The sequence below is a fragment of the Kitasatospora sp. NRRL B-11411 genome, assembly GCF_000721345.1.
In the GTDB taxonomy this organism is placed as follows: domain Bacteria; phylum Actinomycetota; class Actinomycetes; order Streptomycetales; family Streptomycetaceae; genus Kitasatospora; species Kitasatospora cineracea.
In genome coordinates this window covers 1-17,404 of the sequence record NZ_JOGH01000083.1, presented here as the reverse complement: position 1 = coordinate 17,404, position 17,404 = coordinate 1, and the positions used below count along the sequence as shown (strand labels likewise).

At 75.6% G+C, this 17,404-nt stretch carries 15 protein-coding genes and 1 pseudogene; 6 read left to right on the top strand and 10 right to left on the bottom strand.

Annotation, left to right across the window (positions count from 1 at the left end; translation table 11 throughout):
* Positions 1–94: 94 nt before the first annotated feature.
* The 3 genes from IH44_RS0128245 to IH44_RS0128230 all read left to right on the top strand — a co-directional run bounded on the left by IH44_RS0128245 (position 95) and on the right by IH44_RS0128230 (position 3,952).
* Entirely contained in the window at positions 95–1,036 is a 942-nt protein-coding gene (locus IH44_RS0128245) for a PfkB family carbohydrate kinase (protein WP_051817409.1), read from the top strand.
* A 413-nt stretch (positions 1,037–1,449) separates the two neighbouring features.
* Complete coding sequence (locus tag IH44_RS0128235) at positions 1,450–2,679, top strand: PP2C family protein-serine/threonine phosphatase (RefSeq protein WP_030462575.1); 1,230 nt, start codon at positions 1,450–1,452, stop codon at positions 2,677–2,679.
* Positions 2,680–2,767: 88 nt separating this feature from the next.
* Positions 2,768–3,952, top strand: coding sequence for an amidohydrolase (locus tag IH44_RS0128230; RefSeq protein WP_030462574.1), 1,185 nt, complete (start codon positions 2,768–2,770; stop codon positions 3,950–3,952).
* A 57-nt stretch (positions 3,953–4,009) separates the two neighbouring features.
* On the opposite strand, the gene IH44_RS0128225 is transcribed toward IH44_RS0128230, so the two are convergent.
* Positions 4,010–5,155 carry a glutamate--cysteine ligase gene (locus IH44_RS0128225; protein WP_081967174.1) on the bottom strand — a complete coding sequence of 382 codons (1,146 nt, stop codon included), beginning with the start codon at positions 5,153–5,155 and terminating at the stop codon, positions 4,010–4,012.
* A 116-nt stretch (positions 5,156–5,271) separates the two neighbouring features.
* Positions 5,272–5,856 (bottom strand): hemerythrin domain-containing protein, encoded by a 585-nt coding sequence (locus tag IH44_RS0128220; RefSeq protein WP_035956641.1) that lies wholly within the window; start codon positions 5,854–5,856, stop codon positions 5,272–5,274.
* Between the two features lie 235 nt (positions 5,857–6,091).
* Here IH44_RS0128220 and IH44_RS0128215 point away from each other — a divergent pair, with 235 nt between their 5' ends.
* Positions 6,092–7,093 (top strand): hypothetical protein, encoded by a 1,002-nt coding sequence (locus IH44_RS0128215; protein ID WP_030462571.1) that lies wholly within the window; start codon positions 6,092–6,094, stop codon positions 7,091–7,093.
* A gap of 70 nt (positions 7,094–7,163) precedes the next feature.
* Here the strand turns inward: IH44_RS0128215 and IH44_RS0128210 are convergent, their stop codons facing one another.
* The 6 genes from IH44_RS0128210 to IH44_RS0128185 all read right to left on the bottom strand — a co-directional run bounded on the left by IH44_RS0128210 (position 7,164) and on the right by IH44_RS0128185 (position 13,425).
* Positions 7,164–8,132 carry a fumarylacetoacetate hydrolase family protein gene (locus IH44_RS0128210; protein ID WP_030462570.1) on the bottom strand — a complete coding sequence of 323 codons (969 nt, stop codon included), beginning with the start codon at positions 8,130–8,132 and terminating at the stop codon, positions 7,164–7,166.
* 104 nt (positions 8,133–8,236) lie between these two features.
* Entirely contained in the window at positions 8,237–9,172 is a 936-nt protein-coding gene (locus tag IH44_RS0128205) for a VOC family protein (RefSeq protein WP_030462569.1), read from the bottom strand.
* Positions 9,173–9,197: 25 nt separating this feature from the next.
* Positions 9,198–10,190, bottom strand: coding sequence for an amidohydrolase family protein (locus IH44_RS0128200; protein ID WP_030462568.1), 993 nt, complete (start codon positions 10,188–10,190; stop codon positions 9,198–9,200).
* Positions 10,187–11,320: an FAD-dependent oxidoreductase gene (locus IH44_RS0128195; RefSeq protein WP_030462567.1), complete on the bottom strand. Its 1,134-nt coding sequence runs from the start codon at positions 11,318–11,320 to the stop codon at positions 10,187–10,189. Before IH44_RS0128195 ends, IH44_RS0128200 begins: the two co-directional genes overlap by 4 nt.
* Positions 11,321–11,443: 123 nt before the next feature.
* Entirely contained in the window at positions 11,444–12,445 is a 1,002-nt protein-coding gene (locus IH44_RS0128190; RefSeq protein WP_232795121.1) for a cyclase family protein, read from the bottom strand.
* Complete coding sequence (locus IH44_RS0128185) at positions 12,442–13,425, bottom strand: fumarylacetoacetate hydrolase family protein (protein WP_030462565.1); 984 nt, start codon at positions 13,423–13,425, stop codon at positions 12,442–12,444. The genes IH44_RS0128190 and IH44_RS0128185 overlap by 4 nt, the downstream gene beginning before the upstream one ends.
* Positions 13,426–13,535: 110 nt before the next feature.
* On the opposite strand from IH44_RS0128185, the gene IH44_RS0128180 reads away from it, so the two are divergent.
* Entirely contained in the window at positions 13,536–14,465 is a 930-nt protein-coding gene (locus IH44_RS0128180) for a LysR family transcriptional regulator (RefSeq protein ID WP_030462564.1), read from the top strand.
* A gap of 131 nt (positions 14,466–14,596) precedes the next feature.
* Here the strand turns inward: IH44_RS0128180 and IH44_RS0128175 are convergent, their stop codons facing one another.
* Both IH44_RS0128175 and IH44_RS0128170 read right to left on the bottom strand, forming a co-directional pair.
* Positions 14,597–15,214 (bottom strand): NADPH-dependent F420 reductase, encoded by a 618-nt coding sequence (locus IH44_RS0128175; protein WP_255358130.1) that lies wholly within the window; start codon positions 15,212–15,214, stop codon positions 14,597–14,599.
* Between the two features lie 25 nt (positions 15,215–15,239).
* A complete protein-coding gene (locus tag IH44_RS0128170) occupies positions 15,240–16,073 on the bottom strand; it encodes an inositol monophosphatase family protein (RefSeq protein WP_030462562.1) in 834 nt (277 codons plus the stop codon).
* A gap of 137 nt (positions 16,074–16,210) precedes the next feature.
* On the opposite strand from IH44_RS0128170, the pseudogene IH44_RS44655 reads away from it, so the two are divergent.
* Positions 16,211–16,866: pseudogene (locus IH44_RS44655) on the top strand (LysR substrate-binding domain-containing protein); the annotation flags it as partial.
* Between the last annotated feature and the right edge of the window lie 538 nt (positions 16,867–17,404).

Below are 17,404 nucleotides of genomic sequence, written 5' to 3'. Positions count from 1 at the left end.
TCGGTGCCCGGCGGGGCGGGCAGGCGCGGCCCCGGGCCCCGTTGTCCGGTCACGGAGCGGGGAGCGTGCGGCGACGGACGGGACGGGAGCGGCGATGGAGACCTCCACCCTGCGGGCCGGCGGGCCGGGCGGCACGTGCGTCGTGGTGGTCGGCCAGATCGGACGGGACCTGGTGCTGCGGACGGACGGTCTGCCGCGGGTCGGCGGGTCGGTCGGGGTCGGGGAGCGCTGGGAGGGGCTCGGCGGCAAGGGCGCCAACCAGGCCGTGGGCCTGTCCCAGCTGGGCGTGCCGGTGCGCCTGGTCGGCGTGGTGGGCGAGGACCGGGCGGGCGACGCGGTGCTGCGCGCGGCGGGCCGGGACGGGATCGGGACGGCGGCGGTCGTCCGGCGCGGGCGGACCGCCCTGCTGGTGGACCTGGTCGACGCGCCGGGCAGCCGCCGCCTGCTGGAGGACGTCCCGCCGGAGGGCCTGGTGACCGTCGAGGACCTCGAACGGGCCCGCCCGGCGTTCGCGGACGCCGGCACCGTCTCCCTCCAGCTCCAGCAGCCGTCGGCGACCCTGCTGGCCGCCGCCCGGCTCGCCCGGCGGGGCGGCGCGCGCGTGGTGGCGGACGGCGCGCCCGAGCCGGCCGTCCGCGGCGAGTTGCTGGGCCTGGTCGACGTCCTGCGCGCCGACGCCGCCGAGGCGGAACTGCTCGCGGACGGTCCCGTCCGCTCGCTGCGGGACGCCCGCGCGCTGGGGCGCCGGCTGCTCGCCGCGGGCCCGGCCCTGGTCGCCCTCGCGGTGCCCGACGAGGGCGACCTGCTGGTGTGGCCGGACGGCGACCTGCTGCTCCCGCTGGCGGACGTGCCGGTGGCCGATCCGACCGGGGCCGGGGACGCCTTCGTCGCGGGCCTGGTCACCGGGCTGCGCCGCGGCCCCGACGTGGCCGCCGCGGGCCGGCTGGCCGCGGCCGCCGCCGGGTCGACCGTCCAACGCCTCGGCGGACGGCCGGACCTGTCCGGACTCGCGGCCGACAGCCTGCCCGGCGGGTGAGGACGGGCCCGGCGATCGGCGCAACGCCGGGCGGCCGCGCCGGCTCCCCACCTGGGGCGCGAACTCGCTGCCGGGACGGGCGCGTTGGCCCTGTGCCTGCCGGTGGGGCTGCCCGGCGCCGAGGCGGTGGCGGACTTCGAACGGGCCCGGGTGCCCCCGGGTGCCGGGGCCCGGTGGCGGCGCGGCCGGGGGCCGGCAGCTGCCGTCCGGGCGCGGGAGGTCCGGTCCGGCGCGGTGGCGTCCCCGGCCGGGCGGCGGCCTTCGTCCGGGGGCGGCGGGCCCCGGTGCCGGGCGGCCGGTCGTGCGGCGGGCTCCCCAGGGCCGCCGGGCCGGGTGCGGGGGCCGGGCGGGGTGGTGGTGCCTATCGTGGAAGGACTCCCGACCGGGAACCGGCGGCGTACGGCAGGTGGATCGTGAGCGGACCCGTCATCGACTACCGGGCCGTCTTCCAGGCCCTGCCGGGCGCGGTCGCCCTGCTCACCCCCGACCTGGTGTTCGCGGAGGTGAACGAGGCGTACCTGTCGCTGTCCGGGCGCGACCGCGCGCAGGTGGTCGGCCGGTTCCTGTTCGACGTCTTCCCGGACAACCCCGGCGACCCAACGGCCAGCGGCGTGCGCAACCTGCACGCCTCGCTGCGGCGCGTCACGGCCACCGGGGTGCGCGACACCATGTCCCTGCAGCGCTACGACGTGGAGGTGCCCGGGCGTCCCGGGGAATGGCAGGAGCGCTACTGGAGCCCGGTCAACGTGCCCGTCCTCGGCCCGGACGGGGAGGTGGTGCTCCTGGTGCACCGGGTCGAGGAGGTCACCGAGCTGATCCGGGCCCGCGGCATCCGCGACAGCGGCCGGACCCGGACCCTGGGGGCCGAGCTGTACAGCCGGGCCCGGGAGCTGCAGGACGTCAACGAGCGCCTGCGCCGGGCCCACGCCCGCGAACGGGAGGTGGCCCTGCACCTGCAGGCGGCGATGCTGCCCGCGCTGCGCCCGCCGGACCACCACCGGGCGGCCGTCCGCTACCGGCCCGCCGCCGGTGCGCTGAACGTCTGCGGCGACTGGTACGACCTGGTCGACCTGCCCGACGACGGACGCAGTGCGGTGGCCGTCGGCGACGTGGTCGGGCACGGGCTGCGCGCCGCCGGGGTGATGGGGCAGCTGCGCAGCGCGCTGTCGGCCGCCTCCCGGGTCGCCGTCGGCCCCGCCCAGGCCCTGGAGGTGCTGGACCGGTACGCCCGTTCCGTGGACGGCGCGGAGAACACCACCGCCGTGTCGGTCTTCATCGACCGGTCCGACCGCACCCTCGCCTACAGCAGCGCCGGTCACCCGCCGCCCGCCCTGTGCGGCCCGGACGGGGCGGTGGCCTTCCTGGACCGGGCCACCGACCCCCCGCTGGGCGCCCGTCCCGAGTTCGCCGGACGCCCCCAGGCGCGGACGGCCTTCGCCGAGGGCTCCGTCCTCGTCCTGTACACCGACGGCCTGGTCGAGCGCCGCCGCGAGGACATCGACGTCGGCCTCGGCCGGCTGGCCCGCTCGCTGGCGCGCCACCGGCGCGCCGGGCCCGGCCCGCTGGCCGACGCCCTGCTCGCCGACCTCGTCCCGCCCGCCGGGCTCACCGACGACACCGCCCTGGTGGTGCTGTGCCTGTGAGCGGGCCCGCGGGCGGTCCCAGGTGTGGGGACGGCGCTGCGTGGCAGACGGGTGGGCGAACGGTACGCGCCGACCCCGGGGAGCCCAAGTGCCTCACACCGACCTCGACCTGCACGCACGCGTCCGGGAGGCGGTCCGCCGCCGGGCGGACCGCCTGTGGGGGACGGCCCTCGCCCTGCACGCCGACCCCGAGTACGCCTTCGCGGAGCACCGGGCCGCCGCGCTGCTGACGGGCGAGCTCGCGGAGGCGGGCTTCGAGGTGCACCGGGGCGTGGCGGGGATGCCGACCGCCTTCACCGCCTCGGCGGGCCGGGGCCGCCCCGCGGTGGCCCTGCTGCTGGAGTACGACGCGCTGCCCGGACTGGGGCACGCCTGCGGGCACAACCTGATCGCGGCGGCCGGTCTGGGCGCGGCGCTGGCCGCCCGCGAGGTGCTGCCGGCGGACGCCGGGACGGTGCTGGCGGTCGGGACCCCGGCGGAGGAGGGCGGCGGCGGCAAGGCCCTGGAGGTGGAGGCGGGCGTGTTCGACGGGGTCGACGCCGCGCTGATGTTCCACCCGGGCGTCCACGACTGGACGCACGCGGTGCTGACCGCGCAGGAGCAGTACCGGGTCGCCTTCCACGGCCGGGCCGCCCACCCGACGGGCGACCCCACCCACGGCATCGACGCGCTGGCCGCGCTGGTCGAGCTGTTCAACGTGCTGTCCGCGCTGGGGCGGCGGCTCCCGGCGGCCTCGCACGTGCAGGGCATCGTCACGGTCGGGGGCACGGCGACGAACATCGTGCCCGACCTCGCCGAGGGCCTGTTCGGGCTGCGGGCCGCCACCACCGCCGAGCTGGACCGCCTGGCGGAGCAGCTGCGCACCTGCGCCGGGGGCGTCGCCACGGCCACCGGCACGACGGTGACGGTGGAGCGGGCCACCGTGCGCTACGAGCACTTCCGCGACAGCGCGGTGCTGTCCGAGCGCTTCGCGGCGCACCTGGCCCGGGCGGGCATCGTCCTCACCCCGCCGCGGCCGGGGGTGCTGCTGGGCTCGTCCGACATCGGCAACGTCAGTGCGCGGGTGCCCGCCGTCCACCCGTTCGTCGCGGTCATGGACGAGAGCGGGTCCGACCACACCCCCGAGTTCGCCGCCGCGGCGGCCTCCCCGCGGGCCCGGTCGGTCCTGCTGTCCGTGACCGAGGCCCTGGCGTGCACCGCCGTGGACGTCCTGCTGGACGCCGGGCTGCGGCGGGCGGCGTGGGAGCGGCACGAGGCCGCCGGGGCGCGGTAGGCCCGTCCCGGTTCACCGGCGGGCCCGGCGGTTCACCCGGCGGGCCCGGCCGGCGGTTCACCCGGTGATGCGGCCGGGCTGTGCGGCGTCGTCGGTGCTGCCGGTGCCGTCGGTGCCGTCGGTGACGCTGCTGATCAGGTCGACCAGCCCGGCGCGTCCGCCGCGGCGCAGTTCGCGGAGCTGGCGGACCGCGCCGTTGCCTTCGGCGAGCAGGCGTTTCAGGAGGGGTTCGACCAGCGGGGCGTCGCCGTGGCGGCGCAGGGCGGGGCCGAGGGTGTCGAGGACCCGGTCCACGACCGCCGGCGGGGAGTCCAGGGTGCCGGTGCGGGGGTCGTGGAGCCGCTCGGTGCAGCCGTGGCGGGCGGCGTACCAGACCGCGGCGGCCAGGGCCTCCGGGTGGAACGCGGCGGCGCGGACGGGGTCGGGGTCGGCGAGCAGGGTCGCGGCGACCGCCCGGACCAGGCCGGCCAGCATGACGGCCTCGTCGACGCGGAGTTGGACGTCCATGGCCCTGATCTCGACGGTGGGGTAGCGCTCGGAGAGCCGGGCCTGCCAGTAGAGCCGGCCCACGTCGCCGATCAGTCCGGTGTCGACCAGGGCGTGGATCCGGGCGTCGTAGTCGGCGGCGCCGTCGAAGTGCGGGGGGACGCCGCTGACCGGCCACCGGTTGAAGACCACGGTCCGCCAGTCGGCGAAGCCGGTGTCGGTGCCGTTCCACAGCGGCGAGTTGGCGGACAGCGCGACGAGCAGCGGCAGCCAGGGGCGCAGGCCGTTGAGGAGCGCGACGCCCGCTCCGCGGTCCGGGACGCCGACGTGCACGTGCATGCCGGTGATCAGCTGTTCGTCCGTCAGCTGCGGGGCGTCCTCGTGGATGGTGCGGTACCGGGGGGTGTCGCTGACCGGTACCGACAGGCGGTCGGTGAAGGGGGCGGCGCCGCAGGCGGCCAGCCGGCAGCCGTGCGAGGCGGCCGCTTCCGCGAGGGCGCCGCGCAGCCGGGACAGGTGGGCGCCGACCTCGTCGAGCGTCTCGCAGACCGGGGTGGCGACCTCCAACTGCGCCTGTAGCAGCTCGCGTTGCACCTCGCCGCGGTCGATCCCGGGTTGCCGGTCGGCCGTCTGCCGGACCTGTTCGGCCCGGGCCACCGGCACTCCGGTGGCGGCGTCCAGCAACAGGTACTCCTCTTCCACACCCACGGTCACCATGGACGGCGGCTACCCCCGAACGGGGGGTCCAATCGGCGCTGCCGCCCCGCCGGGAGGGCGGGGCGGCAGCGGTGGGCGGGCCGGGCGGGCCGGACGGGCCGGACGGGCCGGGCGGGTCAGTCTCGGTGGTGGGCGAAGGCGTCCTTGGCCTGGTCCAGCAGGGAGGCGAAGGGGCCCACCGTCCACTGCAGGGCCGGTTTGCCGGCGGTGCCCGGGTGCGGGTGGGTCGGCGCGATCCGCTCGGCCGCCAGGAGGCGGCGGCCCATCGCCCGGCGCTGGCCGGCGTCGCAGGAGGCCCGCAGCGCGGGGAACTCCTCCGTCTCCTCGTGCTGCGCGTGGGCCTCCACCGCCTGCTGGAAGGCGGTCAGTTCGGCGTCGAACTCGGGGCTCGCCACGTCCAGCTTCTCCAGCTCCAGCAGGGCGCGGTTGGCTTCGGCCTCCTCCTCGTTGCGGGCCTTCGCCTCGCCCTTCCCGGCCGCGCGTTCGGCCGCGGGCCGCACCACCAGCTCCTCGCCGGTCTCGTGGACCGCCAGCAGCGCCCGCAGTTCGTCGAACGCCTGCTGCTTGTGCTCGCCCTGCGCGGCGCGGACGTCCGCGAACAGGTCCCGGATCCGCTGGTGCTGCGCCAGCAGGACGTCGACGACGTCCTCCTGCGGCGCCGTCCCCGTCCCCGTCCCCGTCCCGGTGGTCGTGCCGGTCATGGTCTGACTCCTCTCGCTGACGGATCGCTGTCCGCGGTCGTCTCACCGGCCGCCCCGGCGGCAAACGGGCGTTCCGGCCGGAATCCGCCCGGCGGTGGACCGGCGTTCCGGCCGGAGTCCGTCCCGCCGGACCGGGCGGGGGCGGTTCGGGTGGCATTCTCCGGGCGGCACCGGGGAGACGGGGGGCGCGCGTGCCGAACGCGCTGCCCGCTGCTTCCGTCCCTGGGGAGATCCCGTGCCCGTCCACTCCCGTCTCGCCGTTCTCGGTGCCGGCACCGCGCTGGGCACCACCCTCGTCCTCGGTGGCGCCCCTTCCGCCTGGGCCTGTGACGAACGGCCGCCCGCCACCGCCACCGCCGCCCCGACCCCGGCGCCTGCCCAGACCCCGGCCTCGCCCTCGCCCTCGCCCTCCGCGACCGGCACCGGCTCCGACTCCGGCACCGGCTCCGCGACCGCGGCACCGTCCGCCGCGCGGTCGGCGCCGGCCGCTTCGCTGGCGCTCCTGCCGGTCGCGGAGCGGACGCTGGTGGCGGGCGGCGCCCCGGTCGAGTTCACCGCGGAGATCGGCAACACCGGCACCGCCGTCCTGGACGGCGCCGCCCCGCTGCCCGCCCTCCGCAACGACGCCGCCCGGAGCCCGCAGGAGGCCCTGCGGGCCGACGAGTTGCTGCTGCAGGTGAGGACCGCCGCGGGCTGGGAGTCCCTCCCGCTGGCGGTCGGCTGCGACCGTTCGCTGCGCGGTGGCGGCGCCCTGCCCGCCACCGGCCTCGCACCGGGCGGGAGCGCCCGCTACACCTTCCGGCTCTCCGTCACCGACGGCGACGCCGCCGCGCAGCAGGTGGACGTCCGGCTCGGGCTGCGGTCCGGCTCGGCGGACGATTTCGGGTCCGCCCCGCACACCACCCTCCGGGTCACCCGTCCGGCCGCGCCCGCCGCCGGGGCACCTGCCGCCGCGCAGCCGTCCGCGGCGGAGTCACCGTCGAGCGCGCCGGCCCCCCGCACCGAGGTGCTGGGCGTCGACGCCCCGCCCGCTCCCACCCGGAGCGGCGCCGCCGCTCCCCCGGCCTCCGACGCCCGCATCGGGACGGCCCCTTCCCTCGCGGCCGTGAGCCTGCCGTCCCCGGCCGACGGCGGGCGGCCGCCGGTCTCCCTGCTGATCAGCGGCGTCGTCCTGATCGCCCTGGGCGCGGTCGGTTTCGCGCTGGTACTGGCCCACCGCCCGGCCCGTCACCGCTGAACGCCGGCCACCGCTGAACGCCCGTCACCGCTGAACGGCCGCCGTGCCCGGCGGCGGGCGGGTCCGGGCGTCAGGGGCGGGTCCGGGGGCGCGGGCGGGCGGTGGGGATCGGTTGCGGTGCGACGCCGGGGACGACGGTGTTGGCGGTCGAGCCGATGCCTTGGACGGTGAGCACGACGGTGTCGCCGACCTTCAGCGGCGCGGGCTGCTGAGCCCCGTTGCGGCCCCAGAGTTCGGCGAGGCAGCCGCCGTTGCCCATGGTGCCGGAGCCGAGCACGTCGCCGGGGCGGACGGTGGTGCCGCGGGAGGCGTAGGCGACCAGGTCCTCGAAGGTCCAGCCCATGTTGGAGAGCAGGTCGGTGCCGACCACCGTGCCGTTGACGCTCGCGGTGAGGGCGAGCCGCAGGAAGCCGTCCTCGTCGCGGTGCGGTTCGAGTTCGTCGGCGGTGACCAGCCAGGGGCCGAGGGTGGTGGCGGTGTCCTTGCCCTTGCACGGGCCGAGGCCGACCTGCATCTCGGCGGCTTGCAGGTCGCGGGCCGACCAGTCGTTGAAGACGGTGTAGCCGATGATGTGGTCGCGGGCCTGCTCGGGGGTGAGGTCGCTGCCTTCGAGGCCGATGACGGCGGCGACCTCGAGTTCGAAGTCGAGGGCCTGCGAGCCGGGCGGCACCGGCACGTCGTCGTGGGCGCCGATCACCGCGTAGGGGTTGGTGAAGTAGAACGTCGGTGCGGCGTACCACTGTTCGGGGACGCCCGCGACGCCGCTGACGCTGCGCCGGACGCCTTCGACGTGCTCCTCGAAGGCGACGAAGTCGCGGACGGTGGGCGGCTGGAGGGGCGGCAGCAGCCGGACCTCGCCGACGGCCGGGCCGGGCGGGCCGGCCAGGGCGGTGCGGCCGGCGGCGTGCAGGGCGTCGGCGCCGGAGCGGATCAGGTCGAGCAGGTCGGTGCCGTCCGGCAGCGGGTGCAGGCGGTCGTCGTCGGCGGCGAGCGCGCCGCAGCGGCGGCGGCCCTCGTGCTCGTAGGTGGCGAAGCGCATGGCGTGGTCCCCTCGGACCGGGGACGCGGCGCGGTGTCAGGGCTGGATGAGTGCCGTGCCGCGTCCCCGGGGTTGGTCGGTGATCGGGCGTCAAAGCCTTTATGTCACACGGGCGGTGCGACGAAGACGCCGCGGTCGACGTCGTTGAAGGACTCCTTGGCGACGATCTCGCTCATCGGGTTGGCGGTGCCCCACTGGTCGGTGACCTCGGGCTGCGAGAAGTCGTAGACGTGCGGGTGCCAGGTGTCCTCGTCCAGCGACTCCAGCTCGGTGGTGTACTCCACCGTGTTGCCGTGCGGGTCGAGGAAGTACGAGAAGGTGTTGTTGCCCGCCAGGTGCCGGCCGGGGCCCCAGATCTTGCGGACGCCCGCCCGCAGCACCCGGCCGGTGCCGTACATGTACTCGTCCAGGCCGCGCAGTTCGAACGAGACGTGGTGCAGCGAGGTGTGCGGGCCCTTGGCGAGGGCCATCGAGTGGTGCTGGTTGCTGATCCGCAGGAAGTGCATCACCTCGCCCAGGTGCGGGGAGCTGAGCGTGTCGGAGAGCCGGAAGCCGAGGTGCTGCTCGTACCAGAGGCGGGTGCGGTCCAGGTCGGGCGAGTTGAGGACGACGTGGGAGAGCCGGACGGGGATCGACTCCTGGGCCTCGATCCGGCGGTGCTGCCGGGCGGCGACGTCGGCGGAGACCTCGATCGTGCGGCCGTCGCAGTCGAAGAAGCGGAAGCCGTAGCCGCCGCCGGGGGTGTCGACGCCGCCCGGCTGGGTGATCAACTGGACGCCCTGGCCGAGGAGTTGCTCGGCGAGGGTGTCGACGTCGGCGGGGGTGGCGGCGCCGTAGGAGACCAGGTCGAGGCGCTTCTCCTCCGCCCGGCGCAGGCGCACCACGTACTGCTCGGGCGAGCCCTCGGCGGCCAGGAAGGAGATCCCGCTGTCGGAGGCGGTCTCGGTCAGGCCCCAGACGCCGGAGTAGAAGTCGAGCTGCTTCTCGAAGTCGGGCACGGCGAGGTCGACGTGCCGCAGGTGGGTGAGCAGGCGGTTCATGGGTGGTCCTCCTCGGTGGGGGGCGTCAAAGTCCCAGCAGGGCAACGGCGTTGGCGCCGCGGACGGCGGCCAGCTCGGCATCGGGGAGTTCGGCCGCGGCGAGGGCGGCGAGCGGGTCCTCGGTGCCCATGTCGAACGGGAAGTCGGAGCCGAGCAGCACCCGTTCGGCTCCGGCGGCCCGGACCAACTCCCTCAGCACGCAAGGGTCGTGGACCAGCGAGTCGAAGTACAGCCGGCGTAGGTAGGAGCTGGGTTCGTGCGCGCAGCCGCGGGCGTCGGGGCGGGCGCGCCAGGCGTGGTCGGAGCGGCCGATGTGGGTGGGCAGGTAGCCGCCGCCGTGCGCGGCGAGGATCTTCAGGGCGGGGTGGCGGTCGAGGACACCGGAGAAGATCAGGTGGGAGAGGGCGACGGCGTTCTCGGTGGGCTGGCCGACGGTGTTGGACAGGTACCAGCGGTCGAGGCGCTCGTCGAGGGTGCAGCCGAAGGGGTGCAGGAACAGCACCGCGCCGGTCTCGGCGGCCCGGGCCCAGAACGGTTCGAGGGCCGGGTCGGAGAGTTCCACCCCGGGTGCGTGGCTGGAGAGTTCGACGCCGAACAGGCCGAGGGACAGCGCGTGGTCGAGGGCTTCGACGGCCAGGTGCGGGTGCTGGAGCGGGGCCAGGCCGAGGCCGCGCAGCCGGTCGGGGGCGGTGGCGCAGTGCGCGGCGGTGGCGGTGTGCGCCGCCGCCCAGATCTGACGGGCCGTCAACTCGTCGGTCCAGTAGTGGTAGTGGGAGGGCGACGGGGAGACCAGTTGCACGTCGACGCCCTGGGTGTCCATGGCGGCGAGCCGGGCGGCCGGGTCGGTGAGCAGCGGGATCCGGGCGGCGACCATCGGGCCGCTGACGGACAGCGCCTGCGGGCCGTTGCGGCGGGCGTCCAGCGCCTTGGCGTGCGCGAGGCCGGGCTGTCCGGCGACCAGGGCCTCGACCTCGGGCAGCAGCAGGTGGGCGTGGACGTCGACGGTCTTGTGGGTCACGGGAGTTCCTTCAGGACGGCGGTGGTGCGGGCCATCAGGCCGGGGACGTCGGCGTCGCGGACGCCGTCCATCAGCCACCGGCCCAACCGGCAGGAGTTCTCCACCACCATCCGCACCCGCGGCAGCCGGCGTGCGTGGTAGTCGAGCAGCAGTTGTTCGCTGAACTCCTCGTCCCCGGCGAGGAGTTCAGCGAGGACGAGGGCGTCCTCCAGGGACATCGCGGCGCCCTGGGCGAGGGTGGGCGGGCAGGCGTGGGCGGCGTCGCCGACCAGCACCACGCGGCCCCGGTGCCACGGGCCCTCGATCAAGTGCCGGTCGAACCAGGTGTAGTTGACCTGCGCCGGGTCGGTGATGGACGCGGCGATCTGCCCCCAGTGGCCGCCGTACCCGGCCGCCAGGCGGCGCATCTCCTCGGCGTAGGCAGCGGGGTCGATGGTGGCGCGGTCGCGCTTGGGCTCGACCAGGTAGGCGTAGACGGTGTCGGGGCCGGTCGGGCAGTACCCGGCGATGTACGCCGGCCCGCCGTAGCTCAGGTCGGTGCGCTCCACGCCGGCGGGACGCGGGGCGGGGGTGCGCCAGATCGCCATGCCGGTCGGCTCGGGGCGCTCGGTGATGCCGATCATGGCGCGGGTCGCGGAGGAGATGCCGTCCGCGCCGACCACCAGGTCGTAGCGGCCCGAACTCCCGTCGGAGAACTCGGCGTTCACGCCGTCGACGTCGCCGTGCAGGGCGGTGGCGGTGATGCCGAGCCGGACGTGCGCGCCGGACGCCCGGACCGCGTCGATCAGGATCTCCTGCAGCCGGGGGCGCTGCATGCCGACGGTGGCGGGCAGGTCCTCGCCGCCGGTGCGCACGTCGCGGGCGACGTGCAGCACGGTGCCGTCGGGAGCGGTGAGGCCGACCGAGTCGAACGCGAAGCCGGACTCGCAGACCTGCGGCCAGACGCCGATCTCGCGCAGAGCGCGAAGTGCGTTGCCCTGCAAGGTGATTCCGGAGCCGGAGACGTTCCAGTCGGGTGTGGCCTCGATCAGGTCGACGGCGATGTCGGCCCGGCGCAGCAGCACGGTGAGGCCGTTGCCGGCGGTACCGCCGCCGATCACCAGGACCGAACGGACGCTGGGGGTGGTCATGGGGGGGTGCTCCCTGGCGGGTGGGCCGCGCCTCGTCGCGCGGCGAACGGGGGGAGGAGAAGGGATGGGTCCGGTCGACGGCGGTCCGGGTGGCGGGCGGGCCGAACCGGCCGGGCGGGGAGGCTACTTGACGGCGATCGGGTTGACCGGGGAGCCGACCGCGCCGGTGATCGGCAGCGGGGCGGCGGTCAGCCAGAACTCGTACACGCCGTCGGCGGCGCAGTGCGCGGCGAGGGCGTCCGGGTCCCACATCTCGCCGATCAGCAGGCCGAGGTGGGGGATGGCGACCTGGTGCAGGGGCTGGAAGGCGTGGTCGAACTCGTTGGGGCGGACCTCGAAGCCCCAGGTGTCGGTGGCGATCGCGGCGATCTCGCTGCGGTGCAGCCACCCGGCGGTGGTGAACGACAGGCCGGGCGCCGCTCCGCCCGCGTACTCGCCCCAGCCCTCGCGCCGCGCCCGGCTGAACTGCCCGGTGCGGACGACCACCAGGTCGCCGCGACCGACGGCCGAACTCGGGCCCTGGGCCTCGATGGTGGCGGCGAGGTGCGCCTCGGTGACCGCGAAGCCGTCGGGCAGTTCGCCGTCGGTGCCGACCGCCCGGCCGACGTCCAGGAGCACGCCGCGTCCGGCGATCTGGTGGGCCATGTGCTCGATGCCGGTGACCTGGTCGCCCGCGGCGGTGACGGTGGTGGCGGCGTCGCGGCCGTTCCACGCCCTGCCGTGGTCGAAGATGTGGCCGAGGCCGTCCCACTGGGTGGAGCACTGCAGCGGCATGGCGATCACGTCGTCCGCGCCGCCGATGCCGTGCGGGAATCCCTGCAGTCCGGCGGCCGCGTCGGTGCCGGTGTCGAGCATGGTGTGCACGGGGTTGGTGCGCCGCCGCCAGCCTCGCTGCGGGCCGTCCATGTCGAAGCGCTGGGAGAGCGAGAAGCTGACGCCCTGCCGGATCAGCCCGGCGGCGGCCCTGCGCTCGTCCTCGCCGAGGAAGTTGAGGGTGCCGAGCCGGTCGTCGGCGCCCCAGCGGCCCCAGTTGGAGTACGCCTTCGCGGCCGCGGCTATCGCGCCCTCGGGGTCGGAGCGGTCCAGGTCGGAGCGGTTCAGGTCGGTGCGGTCCAGGTCGTTCACGCCGACTCCCTTACGCAGCGGGTGCGTTGGGCGCCGAGGCCGGTGATGGTGCCGTCCATGACGTCGCCGTCGGCGAGGAAGCGGCCCCAGTGCATGCCGTTGCCGGCCGGGCTGCCGGTGAGGACCACGTCGCCGGGCAGCAGCCGGGTGGTCTGCGAGGCGTAGGAGACCATCCGCGCCACGTCGAAGAGCATGTCGGCGGTGGACTCGTCCTGCATGGTCTCGCCGTTGAGCTTGAGCGTGACCCGCAGGTCGGACGGGTCGCCGACGAACGCGGCGGGCACCAGGTAGGGGCCGAGCGGGGTGAAGCCGGGGGCGTTCTTGCAGCGCAGCCAGTCGGTGCCGATCTCCGGCATGTCGCGGCGGAAGACCAGTTCGCGGGCGGTCAGGTCGTTGGCGATGGTGTACGCGGCGACGTGCCCGAGCGCCTGCTCGGGGGTGACCCGGTAGGCGGGGGCGCCGATCACCGCGGCGAGCTCCAACTCCCAGTCCGGCTTGGTGCACCAGTGCGGCAGCAGCACGTCGTCGTAGGGGCCGGTGATCGAGGACGGCAGGCCGATGAACACGTACGGCTGGTCCTCGGCGGCCCGGCGGTCCATCATCGCGCCGATCTCGGCGCGGGCCTGCTCGACGGGGCGCGGGTCGTCGGCGGGGCGGTGCGCGACCGCCAGGTCGATCACGTGCTGCCGGTAGTTGGCGCCGGACTGCAGCAACTGCCGGGGCTCGACCGGGGCCAGGGTGCGCAGCTCCTCGACGGGGCGCCGGGCGCCGTCCGTCCGGGCCGCCAGGCCGTGCAGGACGGGCAGCGCCTCGTCCCAGCGCTCCAGCAGGTCGCGGGTGGTGGCGGGGCGGCCGAGGGCGGGGTGGTCGCGGAGGTCCAGGACCCGGCCGTCGGCGACCAGGCCGGGGAAGGGCGCGCCGCCGCCGTCGGTGAAGGTGCCGAGGGCGAAGGGGCCGCAGGGTCGCGCCGGTGTTGCCACGAGGTCTCCTCTCGATGCGTTGCGACTAATCTGGCCCCGGCACGGCAATCATGGAAATCGATTGTGCTGATGACAGGCATCCACCGGACGGATAGGCGGGGCGGCCCCCGATGAACCTCTCGACCCTCGACCTCAACCTGGTCCCCGCCCTGCGCGCCCTGCTGGAGGAACGCAACGTCACCCGGGCCGGAGCGCGCGTCGGGCTCAGCCAGCCCGCGATGAGCGCCGCCCTGGCCCGCCTGCGCAAGCACTTCGGCGACCAACTGCTCACCCGCTCCGGCAACAGCTACACCCTGACCCCGCTCGGCGCCGCGCTGCTCACCATGACCGGCCCCGCCTGCGACCTGCTGGAACGGGTCTTCACCTGCCAGGCGTCCTTCGATCCGGCCACCGCCGAGCGCGAGTTCACCCTGCTCTCCTCCGACTACGCCGCCGCCGTCTTCGGCACCGGCCTCGCCCGCGCCCTGCACGCCGAGGCCCCCGGCATCCGGCTGCGCTTCCAGCAGGTCGGCCCCACCCTGGTCGACTCCATCACCGACTTCCTCGGCGCCGCCGACGGGCTCCTGCTGCCGCACGGCGTGATCACCGGCTACCCCTTCCTCGACCTGTACACCGACCGCTGGGTCTGCCTGGTCGCCGACGACCACCCCGAGGTCGCCGACACCCTGTCCCTGGACGACCTGTCCCGCCTCCCCTGGGCCGTCTACCAGCGCACCCACGACACCCCCGCCACCCGCCAACTCGCCCTGCTCGGCGTCGAACCGCGGGTGGAGGTCTCCGTCGGGACCTTCCAGCTGCTGCCCGCCATGGTGGCCGGCACCCGCCGGATCGCCCTGATCCAGGAACGCCTCGCCACCCTCCTCGTCCCGCACGGCGGCGTCCGCACCCTCCCCTGCCCGTTCGACCCCGTCCCCCTCACCGAGGCCCTGTGGTGGCACCCCGCCCACGCCCAGGACGCCGCCCACCAGTGGCTGCGCGGGACCGCCGCCCGGGTCGGCGCCGGACTCCAGCAGCCGGGGCGTCAACTGCCGGACGCCTGACGGCCGTTCGACCGTCGGATGCCTGACGGACGTTCACCCGACCGTCCGGTCCTGCTCGTCCACCGGCGGCAGCACCGGCGACAGCACCGGACGGCTCTGCCACGGCCCTGCCCGTGCACCGTCCCGGGTTCTCAGCGGGTGATCGAGATGGCGAAGGGGGTGAAGCCGCTGGCTCGGATGACGTGGGGGACGAACAGGATGGCGGCCTCGGTGGCGCGGGCGGTCCGGATCCCGCCGAGGTCCGTGATCCATTCCTGCTGCCAGCCGAGGTCGGTGAGCAGTTCGCGGACGGCCTGCTTGGCCTGCGGGTCCTCGCCGGACAGGAAGGCGGTCGGTGCCTGGGCGAGGGCGGCGGGCGCGGTCATCACGGGGAAGAGCATGGTGTTGAGGGTCTTGACGACGTGCGTTTCGGGGAGCGCTTCCTGGAGTTGCTCGGCCAGGCTGGAGCCGGGGTAGATCAGGTCGGCGGGCAGTCCGTCCGGTCCGTCGAGGGTGGCGTTGGAGACGTCGACGAGGATCTTGCCCCGCAGTTCGTCGCGCAGGGCGGTGAGGCGCTCCAGCGAGCCGGCGCCGGGGGTGGCGTTGATGACGATCCGTGCCGCGGCGGCGGCCTCGGCGGCGGCGCCCGGCGCGCGGTCCACCGCCGTGACGTGGTGGCCGGCGCGGGTGAGGGCCGGGGCGAGGTTGCCGCCGACGCGGCCGTTTCCGAGGACTGCGATGGTGGTCATGGCGTTCCGTTCCTTGGGCAGGTGGGTGCGGGTGGGTGGTGGGTGGTCAGCGGGAGAGCGTGGTGACGGCCTGGGCGTGGACGCCGGGCGCGGCGGCCAGGAAGCTCTCGCTCTTCGGGGTCCAGGGGCGGCCGTCGGTGTCGGTGATCCGTCCGCCGGCCTCGGTGACGAGCAGCGCGCCGGGCAGCAGGTCCGCGCGGGCGCCGGCGAACTGCCAGAAGGCGTCGAGCCGGCCGGCGGCCACGTTCAGCAGGTGCAGGGTCGCGGGCACGGCGACACGCACGACGAGCGCGTCAAGGAGCATCGCGGTGATCGAGGAGCCGATGCGCCGCACGACGTCCTCGTCCTCGTCGGGCCGGGCCTGGCTGGTGGCGACCAGGCCCAGGCCGAGGTCCGCGGTCGGGGAGACGTGCAGCGGGCGGCCGTCGAGGCGGGCGCCCGCACCGGCCAGCGCCGTGTAGGTCTCGCCGGTCAGCGGCAGGTGGACCGCGGTGAGCTGCGGCCGGTTGTCCCGCACGAGAGTGGCGGTCACCGCCCACTCGGGCAGGGCGTGCAGGTGGTTGACGTTGCCCTCGGCCGGATCCACGACCCACCACTCACCCGGTGGCAGCGCCCCACCGTCCAGCTCGTCCTCCACCCAGCCCGCGCCCGGGCGCAGGCCCGTCAGCCGGGGGCGCAGGACGGCCAGGGCCGCGTCGTCGTTGGCGGCGAGCGCACCCATCAACTCCTCACGGGTCCGGTAAGCGGCCACCTCCCCGAAACGCTCCCGCAGCACCGAGCCCGCCGCACGCACGGCATCGGCGGTCAGGTCGAGCAGATCGGCGTCGGACACAGAGTCGGCGGTCACAGCGATGTCGGCCGTCTGAACCGATTCGGACATGGTGGAACTCCCTTGCAGGTGAAGGAGGTTGGAGAATCCCGGGCCGGGGGGACGTTCTGTCCGGCGCCGTGGTGACGACGTTATCCACCCCCGGCATTACCATCAAATGCATGTCAGGAACGGCTGGGATTACTCCCGTGCAACTGGATTTGAACCTGCTCACCGCGCTCGGCGCGCTACTGAAGGAGGGCAGCGTGGCCGGGCGCCCGCCCGGCTGCCCCATGACCCCGACGCCGTACGCGATCGCCGTCCGCGGGCAGGCGCCGGGCGTGCGACTGCGCTTCGTCGCGGAATCGAGCACCGCAATCCCCGAACTGCGCTGCGGCGAGGTCGACTTGGCGGCGAACGCCAACCGCCCGGGCGCGCCCGACATCCGCGCCGAGCAGGTGGGCGAGACCCGCCTCGTCGCCGTCGTGCGGCGGGGACACCCCCTCGCCCGGGCCCGGACCGTCACCGTGCAGCAGTACGCCGCGGCCGAGCACCTCACCGTCTCGCGGCGCGGGAACCTCGGCAACGCCCTCGACGACGTCCTCGCACGCCTGGGCCTCGCCCGCCGCGTGGTGGCGGCCGTCCCCACCGAAGCGGCCGCGCCGGAGTTCGCGCGCGGCACCGACCTCCTGGTCACCGTTCCCGAGATCACCGCACGCGCCCCGGCCGCCGGCCCCGGCCCGGCCGTACTGCCCCTGCCGCTCGAACTCCCCCGGCGCCGGTGTACCTTTCGCGGCACCAGCGCTACGACACCGACCACGCCCACGCCCGGCTCCGTGCGTCGGCGCGAACCGCACTGGCCGCCCGCGGGGGCTTCGCAGCCGGTTACCGTACGCCCGCGCGCGGCCGCGGCCTCGCCCGCGGCCGCGCCTTCGGCGGCGAGCGTCCGCGTCCGCGTGCAGGAAGGGTTGACACTGCGCGCGGGGTACTGGAAGCTCCCCTTGGCCGACGCCGGGGAATTCACCTCGGTGATCTTTTTTGGCGATTGATTGTTAGCGCTAACAGTTAATCGCCGGACCCACCGCCGAAAGGGGGCCGACATGCGGACCTGAGCTCCGGAACCGGCCACCGGCAGACCCTGCGAGCCGCCCCGAGGCGCCGCACGGCCGGGCGGCGGGCGAGGAGCCGGTCGCCCCGCCCACCTCTTCCGGCGCCCACCGGCGATCCGACTCGAATTCGCCGCCACCGGCCGATCGGGAATCCGACCGGGAATCCGGCCGGAATGACCGGCGCGCAGCCTCCCCCGTTTCCCGCTCGGCAATTCCGCTCCCCGATCGGACCTTCCGGCGCCCCGCCCCGCCCCACCCCGCCCCGCCCCGCCCCGCACCCACGGGACCATCCAC